Raw genomic sequence first — 22,783 nt, 5'->3', positions numbered from 1 at the left:
TCTCACCTTGCAAGACGCCTCCTCTCGTCGTCGGCGAGACCTGCGGGAAGCGTCGGGGCCGTTCGTCTACTCAGCCACGCGATATCCGATCCCGGGCTCGGTGAGGATGAGGCGCGGCGCGGCGGGGTCGTCTTCGAGTTTGGTTCGCAGATGTCCGATGTAGACGCGCAAGTATTGCGTGTCGCTTTCGTTCGCAGGGCCCCAGATCTCGCGCAGGAGCTGGCGGTGGGTGACGACCTTGCCGGCGTTGCGCAGGAGAAGTTCGAGGAGTTCGAACTCGCGGCGCGTCAGCTTGATCTCGGCAGAACCCCGCCTGACCACGTGGGCGGCGACGTCCATCGACACGTCGCCCGAAGCGAACGTCCCCGCATCGGCCTTCGGTTTGCCGTGTCGCAGAGCGGCGCGAAGGCGGGCCATCAGTTCGCCGACGCCGAACGGCTTCTCGACATAGTCGTCCGCGCCGAGGTCGAGGGCGCGCACCTTCTCCGCCTCGCGGTCCCGCGCCGACAGGACGATGATGGGGACGCTCGAGGTTCGCCGCAGACGCGCGATCACCTCCTTACCGTCGATGTCGGGCAGGCCGAGGTCGAGCACGAGCGCATCCGGCCTCAGCTCCGCGGCCATCGAAAGGGCCTGCGCGCCGTTCATGGCCTGGACGACATGATAGCCTTCGGCCGTCAGCGAGGGCTTCAGAAATCGATGGATCGCGGGCTCGTCGTCGACGAGGAGGATCGTCGGTCGGTTCATGGCGTCTGACCCCTTCCGTCCGGCAGGCGAATGCGGAACGCGGCGCCCTTGGGATGCGCGGCGTCCGGCGGCATCAGCTCGACGGTCCCGCCATGGGCTTCGACGATGCCCTTCGTGATGGCAAGGCCGAGGCCGGCGCTCTCGCCGCCGTCGGCCGTCGAGCGGCGGGCCCGCGCGAACTTCTCGAACACGTGCGGCCGCAATGCGTCGGGTACGCCCGGGCCGTCGTCGGCGATGTCGACCAGGACGCGGCCCTCCTCACCACGCGCCGACAGGACGATGTGGGCGTCGGGCCCGGCATGGCGGATGGCGTTGCCGACGACGTTGCCGATCGCCTGGTCGAAGAGGCCGCCGTCGACGAAGGCGAGAAGGGGCTCCGCCGGGACGCGGACGTCGAAGCGCTGCGTGGCCCCCCGCTTCAACGAGAGGTCCACGACGCGCTCCAGCGCCTCGCCGATATCGGCCCAGTCGCGGTTCAGCTCGAGCGCGCCGGCCTCCAGCCGCGTCATCGACAGGAGGTTGCGCACCATCTGGTCGAGATGGCGGGCCTCGTCGCGGATCTGTCCGAGGAGGTCGAGACGGGCCTCGCGGTCGAGCCTGTCCTCGTATTCCACCAGGGCGGTCGCCGAGCCGAGAACGGAGGCCAGCGGCGTGCGGAAGTCGTGGCTGATCGAGGCGAGGAGGATGTTGCGGACCCGCTCGGTCTCGGCGGCCGTTCGCGCGGTGCGGACCTCGGTCGAGAGGAGCGCGCGATGGAGGGCGGCGGCCGTCTGCTCGGCCAGAGCCGCGAGCAGCGTGCGCGCCTCGACGCTCAAGGCGGCGCCGTCGGCCGCGCGCTCGATGCCGAGCACCCCGACCTGCCCGTCGGGCGCGGCGAGCGGCAGAAAGGTCCAGCCGCTGTTCGGCAGGGTCTGCGTGCCCGCGCCCGCCGTCTCGCCGCGCTCGAAGGCCCAGCGCGCGGCCGCGCGGGCCGGCGTGTCGAGGCGGTCGTCCGGCGGCCAGGCGGCCGCGATCTCCAGATCGCCGGCGCCGGGGCGAAGCAGGACGCAGGCCCGGCCGATCGCCGCGTTGATCTGCGTCGTCGCGGCCTCCATCACGCGGTCCGCGCTCGGCAGCGCGGACAGTCCCCGGGTGAACTCGTACAGCCGGCGGGCGGCCCGCGTGCGCGCCGCGGAGGCCCGCATCTGCTCGCGGGCCTGCCCCGCCACCGCCGAGATCGAGACGGCGATGATGAGGAAGATCGCAAGCGCCAGCACCTCGTGCGGGCGCGCCACCGTGAAGCTGCCGGTCGGATCGATGAAGAAGAAGTTGTAGGCCGCGAAGGAGAGGAAGGAGGCGAAGACCGCCGGCCACACGCCGTGGAGAACGGCAGGGACGAGCACGGCGAGGAGATAGAGCATCGACAGGTTCGGCAGCGGCACGACGCGGAGCATCTGCGTCCCCAGGAGGGTGGCCGCCGCGACGCATCCGGCCGCTGCGGCGTAGCCGACAAAGGAACCGGAGCCCGGCAGGCGGGCAACGCGCCCGGCAGGGTCGACCTCTTCGGTCAGAACGTGGATCGAGATGCCCGAGGCGCGCCGCACGAGCGAGTCCGCAAGGCTCGGGGCCGGCCAGGGACGCCAGGCTCCCTTTCGCCGCGCCTTGCCGACGACGATCTGCGTGATGTTCTCGAACCGGGCGAAGCGGAGAAGCTCTCCCGGCAGATCGGAGCCGACGAGCTGCTGCGTCTCGGCGCCCAGCGTCTTGGCAAGCTGCAGCGCCGCCTCCAGCCGTGCCGCTTCCGGCTCGCTCGGCGTGACGCCCGGGCGCTCGATCGTCAGCGCGAACCAGGGGGCATCGAGCAGGTCGGCGAGCCGTTTGGCACCCCGCACGAGGCGCTCGGCCGCAGCGTTCGGCCCCAGACACACGAGCAGCCGCTCGCCCGCCGCCCAGGGGCCCTCGATCGCGCCGCCCTGCATGCGCTCGAGGAGATCGCTGTCGACGCGCGCGGCGACCTGCCGGAGGGCGAGCTCGCGAAGGGCGGTGAGGTTGGAGGGCTTGAAGAAGTTCTGCGTCGCGCGCGTCGCCGTGTCCTCGACATAGACCTTGCCCTCCGCGAGCCGGCGGATGAGCTCGTCGGAGGGCAGGTCCACGAGCACGATCTCGTCGGCGACCCGAAGCGTCGTGTCCGGCACCGTCTCCCGGACCCGGACGCCCGTGATGCGCTGCACGACATCGTTGAGGCTCTCGACATGCTGGACGTTCATCGTCGTCCAGACGTCGATCCCGGCTTGCAGGAGTTCGGCCACATCCTGCCAGCGCTTCGGATGGCGGCTGCCCTCTACGTTGGAATGGGCGTACTCGTCGACGAGGAGCAGGGACGGCCTGCGGGCGAGGGCGGCGTCGATGTCGAACTCGGAGACGAGACGGCCCTTGTAGAGCATGCCTTTGCGCGGCAGGACCTCGAGATCGGCGATCATCGCCCCCGTTTCGGCGCGGCCATGCGTCTCGACGATCCCGACGAGCACCTCGCGCCCGGCGCCCTTCGCGCCCCGGGCGGCCTGGAGCATGGCGAAGGTCTTGCCGACGCCGGGTGCGGCGCCGAGGAAGAGGCGCAGCTTGCCGCGGCCTTCGCGCTCGGCATGGACGAGAAGGGCGTCGGCGGAGGCGCGGGGCCCGTCATCCCTGTTCATAAGCCGGCTGTTCCTCTGGCTCGGATCGGCGTTCGGTCTGGGCAAACGAGCAAACGGGCAAACGCGCAAACGGGAAAGGGGCGCCCTCGCGGAACCCTCTATCTTATATCAGTGGCCCTGACCTTCGGCATACCGAAGGTCAGGGCAGGACGGCGGCATCAGCCGCCGCCGCGCCTCCCGAGCGGGTTGAGGGGCGGCGCGGGATACCGGCAGTCCTTTTCCAGGGCCGCTCGTATCGCACGGCGCGGGTTTCGATGCCCGTCTCACCCCGCCGGCGCGGCGGTCGAGGCCGTTGGCGTGCCTGGTCGCGGCGCCGTTCCAGGCTCCGCCTTCGGCGCGGCGGCGTCGAGCGCGAGGTTGACCGCCAGAACGTTGACCCGGGGTTCGCCGAGGATGCCGAAGGTTCGCCCCGTCGTGCCCTCCGCGATGATGCGCTTCACGCTCTCCGCCGGCAGGCCCCGGGCGCCGGCGATCCGCGCGACCTGGATCTCCGCGAAGGCCGGAGAGACGTCGGGATCGAGGCCGCTGCCCGACGTGGTGACGGCGTCGGCGGGAAGAAGGGCGGCGCCCGTCGCTTGGCTCATCGCCTCGCCGTCCGTCGTCAGACGTTCGGCAAGCTTGGCGCTCGTTGGCGCCAGATTCGTGCCGGAGGAGGCCGAGCCGTCATAGCCGCTGCCCGCCGCCGAAGGGCGGGGCTGGAGGTAGCCGTCTTGCGTGAACGGCTGGCCGATCAGCGAGGAGCCGACGGCCGTCCCGTCGCGCGAGACGAGGCTGCCCGTCGCCCGATCGTGGAAGACGGCCCCGGCGATGGCGGTCATGGCCAAGGGATAGAGGAGACCGAGCAGGACGGTGAGGATGCCGAGGAGCGTCGCCGCAGCGCGGATCTGGGACAACATGGATGTTCTCCTTGAGGAAGAGGGTTCAGGCGAGGCCGAGGGAGGAGACGGCGAGATCGATGAGCTTGATGCCGAGGAACGGCACGAGAATGCCGCCGAGGCCGTAGATCAAAAGGTTGCGCCGAAGCACGGTCGCTGCGTCCATCGGACGGTAGGGCACGCCGCGCAGCGCGAGCGGGATCAGCGCGACGATGACGAGCGCGTTGAAGATGACCGCCGAGAGGATCGCGCTTTCCGGCGAGGCGAGGCCCATGACGTTGAGGACGCCAAGCTCGGGAATCGCCGCGATGAAGAGCGCCGGGATGATCGCGAAATACTTCGCGACGTCGTTGGCGATCGAAAAGGTCGTCAGCGATCCCCGCGTCATCAGGAGCTGCTTGCCGATGCCGACGATCTCGATGAGTTTGGTCGGGTCCGAGTCGAGGTCCACCATGTTGCCGGCCTCGCGGGCGGCCTGAGTGCCCGTCTGCATGGCGACGCCGACATCGGCCTGGGCGAGCGCGGGCGCATCGTTCGTGCCGTCGCCGCACATGGCGACGAGCCGGCCCTGGCGCTGCTCGTTGCGGATGTAGGAGAGCTTGTCCTGCGGCGTCGCCTCCGCGATGAAGTCGTCGACGCCGGCCTCGGAGGCGATGGCGGCGGCCGTGACGGGGTTGTCGCCCGTCACCATGACGGTGCGGATGCCCATCCGGCGAAGTTCGGCGAAGCGCTCCTTGATGTCGGGCTTTACCACGTCCTTCAGATGGATGACGCCGATGAAGCGGCCGTTCTCGGCAAGCCCGAGCGGCGTGCCGCCGGACTTGGCGATGCGCTCGACGGCGGCGGTGAAGGCCGGCGGCTCCGGCACGTCGCGCCCGGCGGTCTCGCGCACGAACCGGCGGATGGCGTCGACGGCACCCTTGCGGATGCTCCTGCCCTCCATGTCGACGCCGGAGAGGCGCGTGGCGGCCGAGAAGGGGATGTAGCTCGCCTCACCCGATGCGGCACCGGGAACGCCGATGCCGTAGGTCTCCCGCGCGAGCACGAGGATCGAGCGGCCCTCGGCGGTCTCGTCCGCAAGGCTGGCCTGGACGGCGATCTGGGCTGCCTCCGTCTCGGTGACGCCCTGTACCGCGACGACCTCGGAGGCCATCCGGTTGCCGAAGGTGATCGTGCCGGTCTTGTCGAGGAGGAGCGTGTCGACGTCGCCCGCCGCTTCCACCGCCTTGCCGGACATGGCGAGCACGTTGTGCCGGATCAGGCGATCCATGCCGGCGATGCCGATGGCCGAGAGAAGCCCGCCGATCGTCGTCGGAATCAGGGTGACAAGCAGCGCGATCAGGATCGGCACCGAGATGGCGGCCTGGCTGTAGACGGAAAAGCCCGTCAGCGTAACCACGGCGACGAGGAAGATCAGCGTCATGCCGACGAGAAGGATCGTCAGTGCCAGCTCGTTCGGCGTCTTCTGCCGCTCCGCACCCTCGACGAGCGCGATCATGCGGTCGAGAAAGGAGGAGCCGGGTGCGGCCGTGATGCGCACGACGAGCCAGTCGGACACGACGGTGGTGCCGCCGGTGACGGCCGAGCGGTCGCCGCCGGCCTCGCGGATCACCGGGGCGGATTCGCCCGTCACCGCGGCCTCGTTGACGGAGGCGATGCCCTCGACGATCTCGCCATCGCCGGGCACGATGTCCCCGGTCTCGACGAGAACGACGTCGCCGACCTCAAGGTCCAGCGCCGACACGGAACGGACGTTGGCCCGGTCCTTCTGGTTCGCGATCTTCTTGGCCAGCGTGTCCGTGCGCGCCCTGCGGAGGCTGTCCGCCTGGGCGCGGCCCCGCCCTTCCGCGATCGCCTCGGCGAAGTTGGCGAAGAGCACGGTGAACCAGAGCCAGGCCATGATCTGGCCCGTGAAGAGAAGCGGGTTGCCGACGACAACGTCGCGGACGAATAGAACGGTGACGACGGCGGCGACGACCTCGGTGACGAAGATCACCGGGTTGCGCAACAGCGCGGCGGGGTTGAGTTTCTTGACGGCGTCGACGGCGGCCCGGCCGACAAGGTCGGGCCGGAAGGTGGACGTGGCGGCTTTGGCAGCCATGGGGGCAGTTCCTTTGGCACGGCCGCGCTCGCAGCCGACGGGATGGGGAAGGATGGGAGCCCGACCGACGACAGGGCCGGGGTCCCTGGCTCGTCAGAAGGTCTTGCCGCCGAGCATCTGCACTTGCTCCGCGATCGGGCCGAGGGCGAGGGCGGGGAAGAACTGGAGCCCGCCGAGGATCAGGATGATGCCGGCGAGCAGCCCGACGAAGAGCGGTCCGTGCGTCGGGAACGTGCCCGAGGAGGGGGCGAGCTTCGGCTTGGCGACGAGCGACCCGGCGATCGCCATCATCGGCACGATGTAGGCGAAGCGCCCGAGCAGCATGGCAAGGCCGAGCGTCGTGTTCCACCAGGGCGAGTTCGCGGACAGGCCGCCGAAGGCCGAGCCGTTGTTTCCCGCCGCCGAACTATAGGCATAGTAGATCTCCGACAGGCCGTGCGGCCCGGCGTTTCCAAGGCCGGACAGGGCCACGGGCAGCACGGCCGAGACCGACGAGAAGCCGAGGATCGCCGCGGGCAGGATGAGGATCGCGAGGATCGCCATCTTCATCTCCTTGGCCTCGATCTTCTTGCCGAGATATTCCGGCGTGCGCCCGACCATCAGGCCCGCGACGAAGACCGCGACGATGGCGATGACGAGGATGCCGTAGAGGCCGGAGCCGACGCCGCCCGGCAGCACCTCGCCGAGCATGATCAGCACCATCGGCACCATGCCGCCGATCGGCGTGAAGGAGCCGTGCATGGCGTTGACCGCGCCGTCGGAGAGGCCCGTCGTGACCGCCGCGAACATCGCGGAGGCGGCAAGGCCGAAGCGGACCTCCTTGCCCTCCATGTTGCCGCCGGAAGGATCGAGCCCGGCGGCAGTGAGGATCGGCGTTCCCGCGGCCTCCGCCCAATAGGCGACGCCGATGCCCGTGACGAGCAGGAGCGCCATGACCGACAGGATCGCGGTGGCCTGCCGCCGGTCGCCGACGAGGCGTCCGAAGGCGAAGACCATGGCGGTGGAGACCACCAGCATCTGCCAGATCGTCAGTGCGTTGGAGAGCGGCGACGGGTTTTCGTAGGGGTGGGCGGAGTTGGCGTTGTAGAAGCCGCCGCCATTGGTGCCGAGCTGCTTGATCGCGAGCTGCGAGGCGACGGGGCCGAGGGCCAGCGTCTGCTCGGCGCCTTCCAGCGTCGTGACCGTGGCGGCGGCCTCGAACGTCTGCGGCGTGCCCATCGAGACCTGCCAGAGGCCCGTGACGATCGCGAGCGGGAGGAGCACGTAGAGCGTGGCCCGCGTCATGTCGGCCAGGAAGTTGCCGACGGTCTTCGTCCCGGATCTCGCGAAGGAGCGCACGAGCGCCACCGCAAGGGCCATGCCTGTCGCGGCCGACAGAAAGTTCTGGACGGTCAGGCCCGCCATCTGGGACAGGTGGCTCATGGTCGTCTCGCCGCCGTAGCTCTGCCAGTTCGTGTTGGTCACGAAGGACACGGCCGTGTTGAAGGCGAGATGCGGTGCGAGGCCGGAGAAGCCCTGCGGGTTCAAGGGCAGCACGCCCTGGAATCGCAGGAGCAGATAGAGAAGAAGGAAGCCGCCCGCATTGAAGGCGAGCATGCCGAGCGTATAGCCGAGCCAGGTCTGCTCCTTCGCGGGGTCGATGCCGGAGAGGCGATAGAACCCGCGCTCGACGGGGCCGAGCACCGGCGTGAGGACCGTGCGCTCGTTCGCGAAGACCTTCGACATGAAGGCGCCGAGCGGAACGGCGAAGGCGAGAACCGCCAAAAGAACGATGAGAATCTGCAGCCAGCCGACGACGGTCATGGCACCTGCCTTTCGAACTGTCGGGGACGTGTCAGAACCGCTCGGGTCGCACGAGGGCGAAGACGAGATAGGTGGCGAGAGCGGCGGCGACGGCGCCGCCGAGGACGAGATCGAACATCGTCAGGCCTCTCCGGCCCAGCGCGCGTAGGCGCCCATCAAGGCGAAGAAGCCCAGCCCCGCGGCCAGATATAGAAGATCGAACATGCGAGCCCTCCTTTCGGGATCGCACGTCAAGTCGCCTGGAACGGCGTAAAAATTCCATATGAGTTTCGGTTCGACGAGCCGCTTCGACCGAGCGGCGGAACCCATTTTCGAGCCGGACATCCCGCCAGATCGGCTTCACGCGCCAAGAGCGGGACGCCAGCCTTACGCCTCGCCCTCTCCCGAAGCGGAACCTTCCGCTACCGACCCCCGTGAGCCGCCCGCGCCTCTTGCGTCTCGTGGACGTCGAATTTGATCAGGTGCCCGGCGACGGTGGCGCCTTGGACCCCATCCTAAATGTCGGCCGGAACGCGCTGGACAGGCTGATGAGCGCTCGCGTCAAATCGCTTCATGGGACGGAGCATCGCGAGGGGCTGCGTTGAACGGTCCTGTTGAACAGGAGGACCATCCGAAGCCGCCGATTTCGCTGAACATACCGGCTTTGCATCTCTTTTGAGAATGCTGTTGCCCAGGAAAGGAAAGGGCAGCCCCGAAAAGAAACGAAGCAGAATCAATAGTATACGGAGCAGCCGGCAATCGCCTTTGTATCACTGCCTTGTAGGCTGAGCAAACGCAGTTTGATACCCACGATCAGGCCGGCCTACGGCCGCTACCGTGCCTTTTCGACAAGTTAGTCCGCAACGAAATTTCAGTGAGCGGTCGATAGCTCACCAGTCCGCGAGCGATAGGGACAAAATAGGTACATCCTTCCCAATCTGACGCGAAGGCGTCATCGCGCAACGATGGCACCCACCAAACGAGCAACAATCCGATATCTGCAAAGGCCTATCTGGCGGCTCATCGAATATCTACCGTTGCACCCTTCCAAACCAACACGGCCTCACATAATTTCTGGGTGCCCATAGCCATAAAAATATGCGCGCGAGTCGCAGGGAGCAAACGTGGACGATATACCATTCACTGAGCTAGAGGTTCTCGCGGACGAAGCTACAAAGTTGCCAGCATTTTCGATAAATCTGACAAATGTGAGATCAGCTGTAAGCAGAATTCTTTCTGAGTGGAAAAGTTCGGGGGTATTCTTCGAGTATACCGACCATACCTTTGCCCATGTAACAGATATGCTTAAAGCTGCGGAATGGATTATTCCTAGCGAGACAAAGAGCATCATGACCAAAGGCGATTGGCTGATGCTAACGCTGTCGGTTTACATGCACGATGTCGGATTACTCGTGACGAAGGATGAATATGAAGCTCGGTCTAGTAATCCAGACTATCAGACATTCAAGTCAAGTCCGATTCTTCCATCAGATAAGCATAAGGAATACATAGCCAGACTTGGACAAATGCCCACAGCTGAGGCGGAGCGGATACAGTACCAGGAGTTTGTTCGCACCTCTCACGGAAAGAGAATTCGCGCTTGGATTGAGGGGGGATCGCTCAACGACAATGGTGCCACAGAGCCACTGCGATCTCTAATAAACGGATTATTGCATCCGCTAGACGCCACCTTTCGGCGCGATCTGGCAATAATATGTGAAAGTCACACGCTAGGTCACTCGGAAGCCGTCGCGTCGTTGAAAGTGTCGCAACCGTATGGCGGGCCGCAGGAAACAGTCAATTTACAATATATTGCTGTCATCCTGAGAACTATCGATCTAGTTCAGATTACGAACAGGCGTGCGCCGACAGTTCTATATCAAATCATCAATCCGAGCAATCCGATAAGCCAAGTCGAGTGGCAAAAACAGGGCGTTGTCCGGACAGTTCGCGCTGCTCCGCCTAGAGACAGGGACAACCGAGTAACAAAGATGGGTGTTTCGTCCACCATCGAAGTGCACGCTACGTTCAAGGAGCCAAACGGCTTCTTTGGTTTGACCAGTTATCTTGCATACGCGCAGAAGGAGTTGAATGCTTCGTACAGTCTAGTCCAGAAGTCTAGTGGCGATGTTATAGAGCCGTATTCTTTTCCTTGGCGTGATATTGACGACAAAGGGATCGACACTGACGGCTTTATGACGGAATCGTTTGAATTTTCGCTTGATCAGCACAAGATACTAGATCTGCTGACTGGTCACACGCTGTACAATAACTCTACAGTCGTGCTTAGGGAGTTGACCCAAAATGCTCTTGATGCAGTACGTCTTCAGAGTGTAATTGATAAAGCTGCCTCTCCATCACGGGCTGTTGAGATTTACTGGGACAGTAATAGCCGTGAACTTACCGTGCTCGACCGAGGCACCGGGATGTCACAAGAGGTTATTGAGAAGCATCTGCTAACCGTTGGATCCTCGAAGTATCAAGACCAGAAATTTAAAGAAAGGCACCCCGACTTTCACTCTATAAGTCGATTTGGTATTGGTGTTTTGTCCGCCTTCATGGTCTCAGATGACGTGGAGATTACGACATGTAGCGTCGATGATGATAAAGCCAGAAGGATTGCGTTACAGTCGGTACACGGCAAGTACCTGATCAAACTTCTCGACAAGGTTAAAGACCGTAGTCAGCTCCCGATGTATCCTCATGGAACAGCAGTTCGGTTAAAGCTGCGTCCATTAGCTGAAATCGGAGACGTTCTACATGTAGCCAGATCATGGTTAATGTTCCCTCGTTGCGACGTGAAAGTGTACATCGACGACAAAGAACCCGTGACGGTTGGTTTCGGGTCTCCTCGGCAAGCCATTTCCACCTACGTCGATTATTTGCAAAGTAGACGTGATAAGATCGAGTATAGGGTGGAGGAAATTACTCGTGACGAAGTAACGATGGCGTTCGCCCTATCAAGGACGGAACTCTTTCAGGACTGGACTTTCGTTACAGCGCCTACTGGAAGACGAGCATCAATCGTAGACGAGATGCCACAACCAGTTGCAACTTGCATTGAGGGGGTTGCAGTCGAGAGGACTACGCCGGGGTTTCAGGGGCAAAGTATCCTGGCAGTTGCCAATGCGACCGGTACTAAAGCACCGAAGACAAATGTAGCTCGCTCAGCTCTGGAGGACACGGCCGAGCAACGGCAAATGCTCAAAACTGTGTACGACATATATGGTGATCACATAACTGCAGAAATTTCGCGCCTCGCATCAACAGAGAGTTACTCGTTATCGCGAGCGGTCAGCTTCGCACCATTCATCGCGAGCCCCCTTATCGCAAGTAACGTTGCTCCGGCAAAGCCTGATCTCTTGAGAGATGCACTCGCGAGCGTACCTCTTATATTAGTAGAGGATAAAAATAAAAGATCAAATATATCCCTATTGGAGTTGTGTGCGCATAGTGAGTTTACGACTGTAGAGTCGCCGCTCTACCGGTCGATAGAGTACTTTGTCAAGGAGGCTCCGGCGGATGTCACGTCGCAAAAGTTGATGATGATATTGGGAAACGCGATGCCGCAAAAGGCAGACGATTTGACAGTGTGCAACATTCGCGATGGATATGTGGATGAGCATGTGAGATCTGCGTTTGACATTTTTCGGGTCACCGCTTCCCGGGAGTCGCGAGCGCTGACGCTAACGTGGCGTAAGCATACTCAGCCTACTCGTTGGCTTTCAAGCGCACAGGTATATGCGAACATTCTGAAAGAGGATGTGAATTTCTACCATCAACTTTCGGAAGCCAGTAGCCGAATGAGAAACGAGCGAGGCTACGACTCGATTAATAATGGCCTTAGCGTTCCAGTAGGCGAAGTCGAGACACAGAATCTCGAAACGTATGGAAGCTTTATTGCAAATCGTGAGCGCTACCTTAAGCCTGATACGCCACTAGCCGATTATTTTAAAGATCTTGCGGCTGACGAGGGCTTTGAACGGCTTCCCAAGCTGGCTTCCAGCTTCATATTCGTGGAGCTCATCAGGAGCCTTGCGTGGTCTTGGGATGTTATAAACAGCGACTTATTTGATCGTGCCGCTGCCAACTCCATAGTCGAAACCTTTCGGCCTTACGTGGATAAAGAAAAGTTCGTTACCGCTCTCAGGGGCACGAGTCCTAAGACATTTGACTCGTACGCTTGGGAACGTCGTGGAGATGGCTGGGATCTATCATGAGTGAGACAGCAAATCTTTTAATGGTTGAGCGTTACAAGTATATTCTTGACCAAAAAAAGAGTCTTAATGAGAGAACTTTCAAAATTGCCGCATTCTATCAAGCTGTCACGTTAGCTGTGGCGACGGCGCAGTTTAAAGTCGTTTCTGAGGCAGCAAACAAATCCCTGCGCACAACGCTTGCAGTCGATGCTAGCTGGGGCCTCTTTATCATCTTTTGCTTTGTGTCAATGGTCACGGTACTCTTGCTGGTCGGTGGGATCACTGCTTGGGCTGACTATAAGATTGAGGAAGAGGCGCTTGAAGCCGGACTGCTCAGCGACACGCGGATCGAAGGTCGGTTCTTCGACTTTTTAAAGTGGTATGAGACTTACCTAATCGCAGCAGCGATACTTGGGGTAGTGCTCTACCTGTTAATGCTCAAATTCCGTGTATTAGGAATACTGGAGACGCTGGGCTCACAGCTTTCTAGCACGTAGCACATTACGGCATACCCTGATGCGACGTCACATGCCTTTGGTTGGATAGCGTAACATCTGGGTTGACACTGCCTATTCGTGACAAATTAGCCTCGGGCCTAAAGCTTGAGGTTACATATGGCCCGTATTGGTTATGCCCGCGTCAGTACCATCGACCAAGATCTGGAGGGTCAGATTGCCAAGCTGAAAGCCGAGGGTTGTGCCGTCATTCGCTCGGAGAAAGTGTCAGGCGGCAGCCGCGACGGTCGGGCCGAGTTAGCTACGGTGCTGGAGTTTCTGAGGCCAGGCGACGAACTCGTCGTTACGCGGCTTGATCGCCTTGGCCGCGATACTCGTGACGTTCTCAATCTGATCCACGAAGCCGAGCAACGCGGCGCATTTGTCACCGTACTCGATCCGCATGTTTCGACGCGCGGTGAGATGGGGCACTTGGTTCTCACCGTGCTTGGCATGGTCGCACAGATGGAGCGGCGTTTCATCAAGGAGCGCCAGCGGGAGGGCATCGAACGCGCGAGAGCCGAGGGTAGCTATCGGGGCGGGAAGCGTCGCCTTGATCGGGAGCGTGTTCTCTCCATGCATTCGGCCGGAGAGGGTCCAACCGCCATCGCCAATGCCCTCGGCTGCTCCCGCATGCAGATCTATCGGATTCTTGCGTCATCCTTGGAAGGCTGAGGCCGCTGCGAAAAAGCTATTGCTTGGTGCGCGCGGCTCTCCTGATCAGTCTGCGCCCCTCCTGGTCATCCGGGCGTGACAATCACCCGTCCGCGAGCGGACATTCCAGATCGAGCGAAAATCGACAACTTTCGGGATGGAGAAGCTCGGCTAAGAACGCGAAACTCGAATGGTTTGCGGTACGTCCGCTTCGGAACAGGTTGCTCCGCTTAGCCTATCTGGGGTTTCGGCGAACGGTCGCTGTCGGTTGCCCAGCAGCGCCCTTCATCCTTAAGCCAATCGCGGATGCGTCGCCTGCGGGAGGCGACCCGATCATCCAGTCGGAATGGTTTGTAACCCCTGAGTCTGGGCCGCGGCGAGCGCCTTTTCCAGATCAGTCGTCTGGTAGGGCTTGTTGAGGACAACGGAGTCGGCAAATTCCTCGACAATGCCCTTCCGGCCGTATCCGGTTGCAAACAGGAACGGGATACCGCGTGCGCGCAGGATGGCAGCAACCGGGAAACTCTTCGCGTCGCCGAGGTTCACGTCGAGGACCGCAAGGTCGATGTCGGCCTCGCGGGCGAGCTCCAGCGCCGTCTCCAGTCGCATCGCAACGCCGACGACGGTGTGGCCGAGATCCTGGACCATCTCCTCCACGAGCATGGCGATCATCATCTCGTCCTCGACTACGAGGACGCGCAGGCTGCCTTCTGTCACGGGAGTCTTTCGTCAGGTGCCGGGAGCGGGGCGTCGATCGTGCATATGACCCCGCGCGGGTCGAAGGCAATCTCGACGTCGCCTCCAAGCTCCGCGGCAAGGCCGCGTTCGATCAACCGCGATCCAAACCCCTTACGCGACGGCTTCGCGACAGGTGGACCACCCCTTTCAGTCCATACCAGACGGAGGCGCTCTCCACCTTGCACGGGCTGTGTCCTCCAAGCGATCCCGACCCGTCCGCCATCGACCGACAGCGAGCCGTACTTGACCGCGTTGGTGCAGAGCTCATGGAGCGCCATGGACATCGCCAGCGCTGCTTTGGGCTTCAGCATCACATCCGGTCCGTCCAGCTCGAAGCGGTTGCCTGCTTCTCCAAGATGGGGGCCGACAGTGCGGTTGATGACCTCTCTTAACGAAGCGCCAACCCAATTTGCATCTGTGAGGACGTCATGCGCCCGAGCGAGTGAAACGAGGCGGGCGGAGAAGTCCTGCTTGGAGCGCTCGAAATTTTCGGGATTGCGGAACGTCTGGCTCGCGATGGCCTGCACCGTCGCCAAGGAATTCTTCACGCGGTGGTTCAACTCGTTGATGAGGAGGTGCAGGTGCTCCTCCCCAAGCTTGCGCTCGTGTACGTCCTCGGTCGATCCGTACCACCTGAGGATCCGTCCTTGCTCATCAAGCCGAGGATAAGCACGCGAGTGCATCCAGCGGTATTCGCCCGAGACCATCCGCACCCGGTGTTCGATGTCGTAGGGTTCCCCCATCGTCACGGAACCCGTCCAGACATCGATGGAGCGCTGGAGATCGTCCGGATGAATCGCCTCGCCCCAGGAGGCGCCGAGCCCGCTGCCCCCGGTCCACTCGCGCCAGCGCTCCGCGACCCGGTCCAACTGTCCGTTCGCCGCGGCCGTCCAAGCTGTCTGCGGATTAAGCTCGGCGGCGTAGCGATAGTTTGCCTCGCTCTCCCGGAGCGCTTCCTCGACCTCCTCGCGGTCGCCGATGTCGAAGACCGATCCGATGTACCCCAGGTATTCACCGTCCGGTCCAAAGCGCGGTTCGGCCCGGTCGATCGCCAAACGGTAGACACCGTCGGCCCGACGCAGGCGATACTCGATGTAGAAGGGCGCCCGCGCAGCGTTCGCCGCCATGAACTCGGCTGCGGCTCGCTCCTCGTCGTCCGGGTGGGTCGCTTTCGTCCAGCCGAGCCCGAGCGCCTCCTCCTCGACTTGGCCCGTGAACTCGTACCAGCGGCGGTTCAGGTAGGTGCAGTAGCCGCTCGGGTCGGTGATCCAGATCATTCCTGGTGCGTCGTCGGCCATCGTCCGGAAGAGGTCCGCGCCGGCCTTTAGGGACCGCTCGGCCAGGACCTGCCGCGTCGTCTCGGTGCAGGTGCAGAACATGCCGACGATCTGGCCCTCGTCGTCGAATGCCGGCGAATAGGAGAACGTGAAGAACGTTTCCTCATCCTGGCCTCGACGGTTGATCGTCAGAGGCAGGTTCTCGACCCAACTTGCATCGCCTCGAAGCGCTGCCTCGATGAACGGCACGATGTCCGGCCAGATCTCCGCCCAAATCTCGTGGAACGGTTGTCCGAGTGCCCGCGGGTGTTTCTCGCCGAGAATCTGGGCGTAGGCGTCGTTGTAGAGGAAGCCAAGGTTGGAACCCCAGGCCACGAACATCGGGAACCTCGATGCGAGTATGAGGGTGACGGTCGATTTAAGCGATTGTGGCCAGCATGCAGGAGGTCCGAGCGGTGACAACATCCAGTTGTGGCGCCTCATGCGCTCGCCCATCTCACCGCCGCCGCGCGGGAACGCTATCTCTTCGATCATGTCGTCGGCCCTCGTCAGTCAACGGCGACATGAGCAATGCCGAAGGTACCGAAGGCAATAGGGTTGTCCTTGGAAGCGGCCGTCTGCCGCGCGCTTACACTAGGGTATTGAAGGCTGACACCGTCCTAACTTCGGGGTCGCCGGTGGTCACCCAAAGACAAATCGACGGCACAGCCATTGAGATTCGAAACGACTGCCGTAGTCGTTCGCTCGGGTGCCCGCGCGGAAAGCAGGGCAGGTTGAACGTTGGTCGGGCCGCCAGCGGGATAGACCTGTGACCCGAGGCACCACATGGCCCAAACGACGCGCGCTCGCCGTAGCGCAATGTGCCGAACCATCGACAGTCAACCTTTTGTGCTCGGCCATACCAAGATTGAAAGCACGGTCCGCTATCTCGGTGTCGATGTTGAAAATGCGCTGACCTTGCCGAGGGCACCGAAGTGTAGCGTCTCCCATCTTCGCCGATCCCGTTCGGAACGGCCGCTTTCGCGAGACGGTCGCGGCCGTTCTCATAGCTGAGTTGGGTGGTTTGCGGTCCGTCCGGTTTTGGGAACTGATTACAGGGAAGGAGACGTTCGAGATATCGAAAGCGATCAGACCACACGGAATAACCTTCCATTCGTACGGGAGCCAAGCCAAAGCTGACTTTGGTTCTTGCGGGAGCTGCCGATGTGAAGGCGTAAGCCGGCGGATCACCAGAGACGTGACAACCTTGCTGACGCGCTGGGCAAAATGTAGCTCTCCCAACCGAAGAGTATCTGCTTAACTATCCTGCCTGACAGAGGATGTTTTTTGCGACCGGTTTCACCGGTTTTTAGAACTACTTACGTATCGTGCGCCTGTCTTTTGATTTGGCAGGCGGACATGACACAGCGTCTCATTTTCAGTCTCACGGTTGCGATCACTTTGCTGGCGAGCGGTCTTGCCTCGGCGCGGGAGTGGGTCGTCGATCGTGTTTCGGGCGCTGCCTTCGTAATCACGCCAGCGCGCGAGCGCATCGAAATCAAACGGCAAATGTCGATTGCCGAGGGTTTGACCATCACGACCACGGCCAACGGTCGCGTCCGTCTCGTCAGCGACAACAACGTGATGACGCTGCTTCCGAACAGCGCCGCCGCCGTAACGCCGAAGTCGTTCTTCAGCTCGAAGACCGAAGTGCTACAGCGGACTGGCAGCATCGAGTTCGATATCGAAAAGCGCAGTCAGCCGCACTTCACCGTGCAGACGCCTTACATGGCCGCGGTGGTGAAGGGGACGAAGTTCACCGTCAGCGTTGCCAGCAAGACCACGAAGATCGGGGTGGATCGAGGCCTCGTGCAGGTCAGCGATCTGCGGACCGGGCAGAGCGCGGCCGTTGGCGCAGGCCAGAACGCCAGCGTCAGCGCAGCCAAGGGCGGATTGAGAACCGGAGGCGTCAACGCTCCGGCCGTCAGCCCAGGCAAGCCGGCAGCTGCATCCGTCGCTCCCATGGGGGTCAGCCTGTCCGACTTCCGCAGCACGGTCGCCTCTGATCAGGCGAGCCCTTCGAAGGCCACTGAGGCGACGAACGGCGCCACGAAGGCAAGCGGCATCAGCGCCGGCAAAGCGTCCAGCGAAGGCAACGGTAAGGCTGGCGGCGGCAACGGCAATAACGGCGGGAACAGCGGCGGCAACGGTGGCGGGAACAGCGGCGGCAACGGCGGCGGCAACGGCGGTGGAAACGGTGGCGGCAACGGCGGCGGCAACGGYGGYGGMAACGGCGGCGGCAATGGCGGCGGGAACGGCGGCGGCAACGGCGGCGGGAACGGTGGCGGCAACGGCGGCGGCAATGGCGGCGGGAACGGTGGCGGCAATGGCGGCGGGAACGGCGGCGGCAACGGTGGCGGGAATGGCGGCGGCAACGGTGGCGGGAATGGCGGCGGGAACGGCGGCGGGAATGGCGGTGGAAACGGTGGCGGCAACGGCGGCGGCAAGAAGTAGGCCCTGTCGCCGCAACAGCTGATCCGGATCCACGCGTGCCCGTCATCTCGAACCTTCGGCGAAGCCCCAAGCGCCTGCTCGCCAGCGCTCTGCTGGGGGGACTGATCGCGGCATGCTTCCTGGTCGCCGATCTTGCAGGTCTGTTCAGCGCCTTGGACAACCGCCTTTCGGAGCTGCGGTTTGCCAGCCAGGCGCGGGCGCCGACCGGTGATATCGTGCTCGTCGATATCGATGCGCGCAGCATCGGCGAAATCGGCGTCTGGCCGTGGCCGAGGCGCCTCTACGGCGATCTCCTGTCGGCGGCGGCGAAGTCCGGCGCCGCCAAGGTCGCGTTCGACATCGACTTCTCCTCGGCCTCCAACGAGGCGGACGATGCAGCCTTCGCGACGGCTCTGGCCGGGGCCGGTGTCGAGACCTACCTCGCCGCCTTCGCTCAACCGGAAACAGCGGGAGCGACGACCCTTCGCATGGCCATGCCGATCGAGCTCTTGCTCCGGGTGTCCTGGCCTGCCAGCGTGGATGTGCCGCTGGATGCCGACGGGCAGATCCGGCGCTTTCCGCATGCGTCCGATCGGGCGGGCGAAACGCTGGCGTCCCTGCCGTCCGTGCTCGCGGGGCGGGACGGCAAGGGCCTGTTCGGGATTGATTACGGCATCTCCGCTTCGGACATTCCGCGAGTCTCGTTCGTCGATCTCCTCGGCGGCCGCATCGCGCCGGGAGTTCTGTCCGGCAAGAGCCTGATCGTCGGCGCCAGCGCGGTCGAGCTCCACGACCTCTTCTCGGTGCCCGTCTTCGGCACCGTGTCCGGATCAACCGTTCTCGCCCTCGCCACGGAGACCTTGCTCCAGAACCGCGATCTCGCCGCCCATTCGTTTCCAGCCCCGATCATCGCGCTCGTCGCACTCGTGGCGCTCGTTCTCACCGCGCGGCTGCGCATGGGCGCGGCCGTCGGTCTCCTCGCGCTCGCCATGCTGAGCCTCGAGGCGACCGCCTGGTGGCTTCAGCTGCACGGCGCGATCGTTTTGGAAACTGCGCGCCTTCAAGGGGGCGGCCTCGGCATCATCGTCTGGACGCTTCTTCGCGAACTGACCCTTGGCCGTCTGCGCCTCTGGATCGCGCGGATCCAGATGACCAACACCGAAAGCATGCTGGAGCGGGTCGTCGATGCGAGCTTCGACGGCATCGTCATTCTGGACGATCGAGGCGTCGTCGCGCGCGCCAATGCGGAGGCGGCCGCGCTCCTCGGCCTCGCGATGCGCGAGTTTCGCCGGTTGGACGACCTGCCGGAGGCGCTGCAGGTCTCTGTTCGTTCGCTTCTGCGCTCCGGTTTGCAGGGCGGAGCGCCGGTTGATCGGACGCTGCGCCAGATCGTCCTGCCCGTCGGCGCCGACGATCGCGTGCTCGAATATTCCATCGCCCCGTTCGAGATGAAGGCGCTCGGCGCGCACGAGGCGTCCGGCGCGGGGAGCACGCTTCATCTTTGCCTGACGCTGCGCGACGTGACCGATCGCGAGCGCTCGCAGGCCCGGCTGCGCCATCTGGCCTTGCACGACAGCTTGACGGGCCTCGGCAACCGCCGTGCGCTCGAAGCGGCCATCGCGGCACTGAGCGAGGTGCCCGGCGAGGCCGGCGGAGTGGCACTTCTCGTCTTCGACCTCGATCGCTTCAAAGCCGTCAACGACACGCTGGGCCATGGCACGGGCGACGAGGTGTTGATTGAAACGGCCGCGCGTGCCCGCCAGGCTTTCGGACCCGACGCGTTTCTTTCGCGGATCGGCGGCGACGAGTTCGCTGTTCTCCTCCGGTGCGGAGGGGCCGAAGCGGCCTGTGAGGCGGCGCGGCGCTTCCTGGCGTCCGTCGCCGAGCCGTTCCAGATCAAGGGCCACCGCATCTGCGTCGCCTCCAGCATCGGCATCGGCTGGTGGCCGCCGGGAACGCTGAACGCCACGGACATGCTGCGTCAGGCCGATACCGCCCTTTACCGCGCCAAGTCGCGGTCGGCGGCGACCGTCGTCGTCTTCGAGAGCGGCATGGACGTCGATCGCCTGGCCCGGCTTGCGCTCGAAGCCGATATCGAACAGGCCCTCGATCGCGGCGAGTTCGAGGTCGTCTACCAGCCGCAGGTCCTGCTCGAGACGGCCGAGATCATCGGTGCCGAGGCCCTCGTGCGCTGGCGGCATCCGGTTCGGGGCTACGTCTCGCCCGTCCAGTTCATTCCCGTGGCAGAGGAGATGGGCTTCATCCATCGGCTCGGCGCCTTCGTTCTCGAAGCAGCGTGCCTCGAAGCCGCCGGCTGGCCGGCGGAGGTCAAACTCGCCGTCAACGTCTCCGCTCTCCAGTTCGAAGCCGGCGACGTCGTGTCCGCGGTTCGCTATGCGCTGTCGCGCTCCGGCTTGGCGCCTGGACGTCTGGAGCTTGAGATCACCGAAAGCGCCTTTGCGGCTGAGACGAGCCGGCTGCGGGAGGCCCTGGACGCCCTGACGGCGCTCGGCATCGACTTCGCGCTGGACGATTACGGGACCGGCTACGCCTCGATCGGCTATTTGCACCGCTTCCCGATCTCTAAGATCAAGATTGACCGGAGCTTCATCACGGATGCTCCGACCCATCCCCAGACCGTTGCCGTCCTGCGCTCCATCCTGACGCTCGGCGACGGCTTGGGCATCCGCGTGATCGCCGAAGGCATCGAGACGTCCGAGCAGGCCGACGTGCTCGCCGCACTCGGCTGCCGTGAGGGTCAAGGTTACCTCTATTCGAAGCCGATCAGCGGTCTCGCTTTTAGAAGCATCGTCAACGGTCTGGTGAACCCACCCAGCCCGCTTCTGCGTATTGTCGCTTAGCAGGCGCCGCTGTCGGCTCTAGCGGGTGCTACTATAACTGTTCCTGTCGTTGCGAAAGACCGGCTGAGACGCACTTTTGAAGGGCGATCGGAGTTGCATCGGTGGCTATTCATGTCGAGACTGGCAGCTTATCCGCTGACGCATCGAACAAGGCTGCTGGTATGATTTCAACTGTTGCCACTGAAAATCAACGGTGATCCAAATGACCGCTTTCGACGCAGTGAAGTAACCCTTTGAGCGTCGAAGATGGGCCGACACCGGAGTGGCGGCTTTCTGGTCGGCCGGCTCGAAAGCTGCCGGTCGGTTCTCGGCCCTCTGCAGTCATACGTTTTCCAAGCTTCCACAAACGATCTGAGTTTTGATCCGCGTCATCTCCGTCTCGCTGAGATACCCTTCGGCCCTCATCCTGTGCAGACGTTCGAGCAGTTGAGTGGCTTCGAATAAGGAGAGGCGCTTTTCGTCCAAGATTGGCAGTACCGAGACGTCCGACGGCGGAACTATCCTGTGGTTCTCATGGCTGCTTGGACTTCGTTGCCCGACAACCGTCACTAGACCTACGTCGTCGGCAAAAAGGTTGAGCCCCGATGTCCCGCCTCGCGAGGCTTTGTCCGCCCCGCGGTGAAAGCCATGCAGCGACCAGACAAGCGCGATCAGCCAGCCGAGGATTGTCGCTCCGAACACCACCGTGATGATGAAGATGATCCAGCGATTGGGATGACCTCGCCAAAAGGCAATGAAGATCGGCAGCAGCGAGACGAGAATGCCGATGCCAATAAGGGTGAAGAAGGCCTCGCCGAACGTGGCGTCCATCAGCGGTCGGAGCCGCGCGACAGAGCCTGCGCCTTCATCACCTCGAACTCGGCATCGGTCAGCCCGCCACTGGCGCGCAGGGCTGCCAGACGCTCAAGGTCGCCGATCAGGTCGGCCGGGCCGCGGACGCTCGCTGACGGGGCGCTGTGAGGCAATGCGGGGCTAACGGCATTGCGGTCGAAGCTTGGCTCGGCGCGAGGCCCCCGAGCATGGGGTTTTCGATGAACCTGCTCGAAGGTCTCATCGTCGATGCTGCCGGGCTCAGGGCCGAAGCGATTGGGTCCGTCCGTCCCTCGAAAAAGGGCGAGGATAAAGCCAACGCCGATCAGGTTCAGGACGATCCACCAGCCCGACCAGTCGATGTCGTGCAGCCGCCGCACCTGAACCGCCATGCCGGGCAGGATGTGGACGCAGCCGAACAGCATGACGACGACGCCGGAGTTTTCGCGCACCGTGCCGAAGTAGGCTTGGTCGAGGAGGATCACGGCGATGCTGGCGGTGAGGTAGACAGCGTAGAAGCTCCAGAACTCGGCGCGTGACGCTCGGCCATGGAACACGGCATATTTGCGCATGGCATTGGTGTAGTGGGTCAGCATCTCTTACTCGCGATCAAAAGGTGGCTGGCAGGCGTGGCCGGCCGCCGGCGATCTGGGCGGCGACGGCGAAGTGGCCGGGGTGACGTCGTGATCGATCCGCATGTGCTCCGCGCCATGCATGGGGATCGGCCCCTGTCACATCGTGCGCACGCACTCGGGCGCGGTCATTGTCGCCGTCTCGCCGGAGGGGGTGAGGTCGAAGAACACGACGTTGTTCTGCTGGAGCGACACGACCATGAAGCGCTTGCGGTCGCCCATGACCGTTCCGAGCATGTCGTTCATGATCCCCGGCAGGGCTTGGAGGGCCGCATTCTCTTCGGCTGTGTAAGTGCCCATCTGAGGAAACGGGCTGGCGCCGCCCGCCATGGCGCGGCTGACGTGCTGGAAGGCGAAGGCCGTCCCGATCAACGTACGCCTACGGTCTAAACCGCCTTTCGGACTAACCGGCGCGGTAAGAGACTGCGCGTATGGACGTCCATAAGCACAGTGCCTTCGAGCGGTTGGA

General features: G+C 63.3%; 16 protein-coding genes. 5 read left to right on the top strand and 11 right to left on the bottom strand.

Annotated elements, in window-relative coordinates; all coding sequences use genetic code 11:
• Positions 1-66 precede the first annotated feature (66 nt).
• The 6 genes from ASG62_RS22700 to kdpF all read right to left on the bottom strand — a co-directional run bounded on the left by ASG62_RS22700 (position 67) and on the right by kdpF (position 8,316).
• The gene (locus ASG62_RS22700; RefSeq protein WP_056695064.1) at positions 67-747 is read right to left on the bottom strand and encodes a response regulator; all 681 of its coding nucleotides are present in this window, start codon (positions 745-747) and stop codon (positions 67-69) included.
• Positions 744-3,419 (bottom strand): sensor histidine kinase, encoded by a 2,676-nt coding sequence (locus ASG62_RS22695; RefSeq protein WP_056695062.1) that lies wholly within the window; start codon positions 3,417-3,419, stop codon positions 744-746. Before ASG62_RS22695 ends, ASG62_RS22700 begins: the two co-directional genes overlap by 4 nt.
• Before the next feature lie 263 nt (positions 3,420-3,682).
• Entirely contained in the window at positions 3,683-4,315 is a 633-nt protein-coding gene (gene kdpC / locus ASG62_RS22690) for a potassium-transporting ATPase subunit KdpC (protein ID WP_056695061.1), read from the bottom strand.
• Between the two features lie 25 nt (positions 4,316-4,340).
• Positions 4,341-6,395, bottom strand: a complete 2,055-nt coding sequence (kdpB, locus tag ASG62_RS22685; protein ID WP_056695060.1) for a potassium-transporting ATPase subunit KdpB — start codon at positions 6,393-6,395, stop codon at positions 4,341-4,343.
• A 93-nt stretch (positions 6,396-6,488) separates the two neighbouring features.
• Complete coding sequence (gene kdpA, locus ASG62_RS22680; protein WP_056695058.1) at positions 6,489-8,198, bottom strand: potassium-transporting ATPase subunit KdpA; 1,710 nt, start codon at positions 8,196-8,198, stop codon at positions 6,489-6,491.
• A 31-nt stretch (positions 8,199-8,229) separates the two neighbouring features.
• Entirely contained in the window at positions 8,230-8,316 is an 87-nt protein-coding gene (gene kdpF / locus ASG62_RS28155; RefSeq protein ID WP_156382337.1) for a K(+)-transporting ATPase subunit F, read from the bottom strand.
• A 985-nt stretch (positions 8,317-9,301) separates the two neighbouring features.
• Here kdpF and ASG62_RS26015 point away from each other — a divergent pair.
• The 3 genes from ASG62_RS26015 to ASG62_RS22670 all read left to right on the top strand — a co-directional run bounded on the left by ASG62_RS26015 (position 9,302) and on the right by ASG62_RS22670 (position 13,545).
• Positions 9,302-12,397, top strand: a complete 3,096-nt coding sequence (locus ASG62_RS26015) for an ATP-binding protein (protein WP_156382324.1) — start codon at positions 9,302-9,304, stop codon at positions 12,395-12,397.
• Entirely contained in the window at positions 12,394-12,873 is a 480-nt protein-coding gene (locus ASG62_RS22675) for a hypothetical protein (protein ID WP_056695057.1), read from the top strand. The genes ASG62_RS26015 and ASG62_RS22675 overlap by 4 nt, the downstream gene beginning before the upstream one ends.
• Before the next feature lie 117 nt (positions 12,874-12,990).
• Positions 12,991-13,545: a recombinase family protein gene (locus ASG62_RS22670; RefSeq protein ID WP_056695056.1), complete on the top strand. Its 555-nt coding sequence runs from the start codon at positions 12,991-12,993 to the stop codon at positions 13,543-13,545.
• Between the two features lie 312 nt (positions 13,546-13,857).
• On the opposite strand, the gene ASG62_RS22665 is transcribed toward ASG62_RS22670, so the two are convergent.
• Together ASG62_RS22665 and ASG62_RS22660 are read right to left on the bottom strand one after the other, a co-directional pair.
• Positions 13,858-14,241, bottom strand: coding sequence for a response regulator (locus ASG62_RS22665; protein ID WP_082537240.1), 384 nt, complete (start codon positions 14,239-14,241; stop codon positions 13,858-13,860).
• Positions 14,238-16,073, bottom strand: a complete 1,836-nt coding sequence (locus tag ASG62_RS22660; RefSeq protein ID WP_056695053.1) for a PAS domain-containing sensor histidine kinase — start codon at positions 16,071-16,073, stop codon at positions 14,238-14,240. Before ASG62_RS22660 ends, ASG62_RS22665 begins: the two co-directional genes overlap by 4 nt.
• Positions 16,074-16,937: 864 nt before the next feature.
• Between ASG62_RS22660 and ASG62_RS27320 the strand changes: the two genes are divergently transcribed.
• Entirely contained in the window at positions 16,938-18,032 is a 1,095-nt protein-coding gene (locus ASG62_RS27320; protein WP_082538616.1) for a FecR family protein, read from the top strand.
• 35 nt (positions 18,033-18,067) lie between these two features.
• Positions 18,068-20,872, top strand: coding sequence for an EAL domain-containing protein (locus tag ASG62_RS22650; protein ID WP_056695051.1), 2,805 nt, complete (start codon positions 18,068-18,070; stop codon positions 20,870-20,872).
• A 321-nt stretch (positions 20,873-21,193) separates the two neighbouring features.
• On the opposite strand, the gene ASG62_RS22645 is transcribed toward ASG62_RS22650, so the two are convergent.
• The 3 genes from ASG62_RS22645 to ASG62_RS22635 form a co-directional block, all read right to left on the bottom strand.
• Entirely contained in the window at positions 21,194-21,682 is a 489-nt protein-coding gene (locus ASG62_RS22645; RefSeq protein ID WP_056695050.1) for a superinfection immunity protein, read from the bottom strand.
• Positions 21,682-22,278, bottom strand: coding sequence for a DUF805 domain-containing protein (locus ASG62_RS22640; RefSeq protein ID WP_056695049.1), 597 nt, complete (start codon positions 22,276-22,278; stop codon positions 21,682-21,684). Before ASG62_RS22640 ends, ASG62_RS22645 begins: the two co-directional genes overlap by 1 nt.
• Positions 22,279-22,413: 135 nt before the next feature.
• Positions 22,414-22,686, bottom strand: coding sequence for a hypothetical protein (locus ASG62_RS22635; protein WP_056695048.1), 273 nt, complete (start codon positions 22,684-22,686; stop codon positions 22,414-22,416).
• Positions 22,687-22,783: the final 97 nt, after the last annotated feature.

This window comes from Aureimonas sp. Leaf427, assembly GCF_001425485.1.
In the GTDB taxonomy this organism is placed as follows: domain Bacteria; phylum Pseudomonadota; class Alphaproteobacteria; order Rhizobiales; family Rhizobiaceae; genus Plantimonas.
This window is presented reverse-complemented; position numbering and strand designations above follow the sequence as displayed.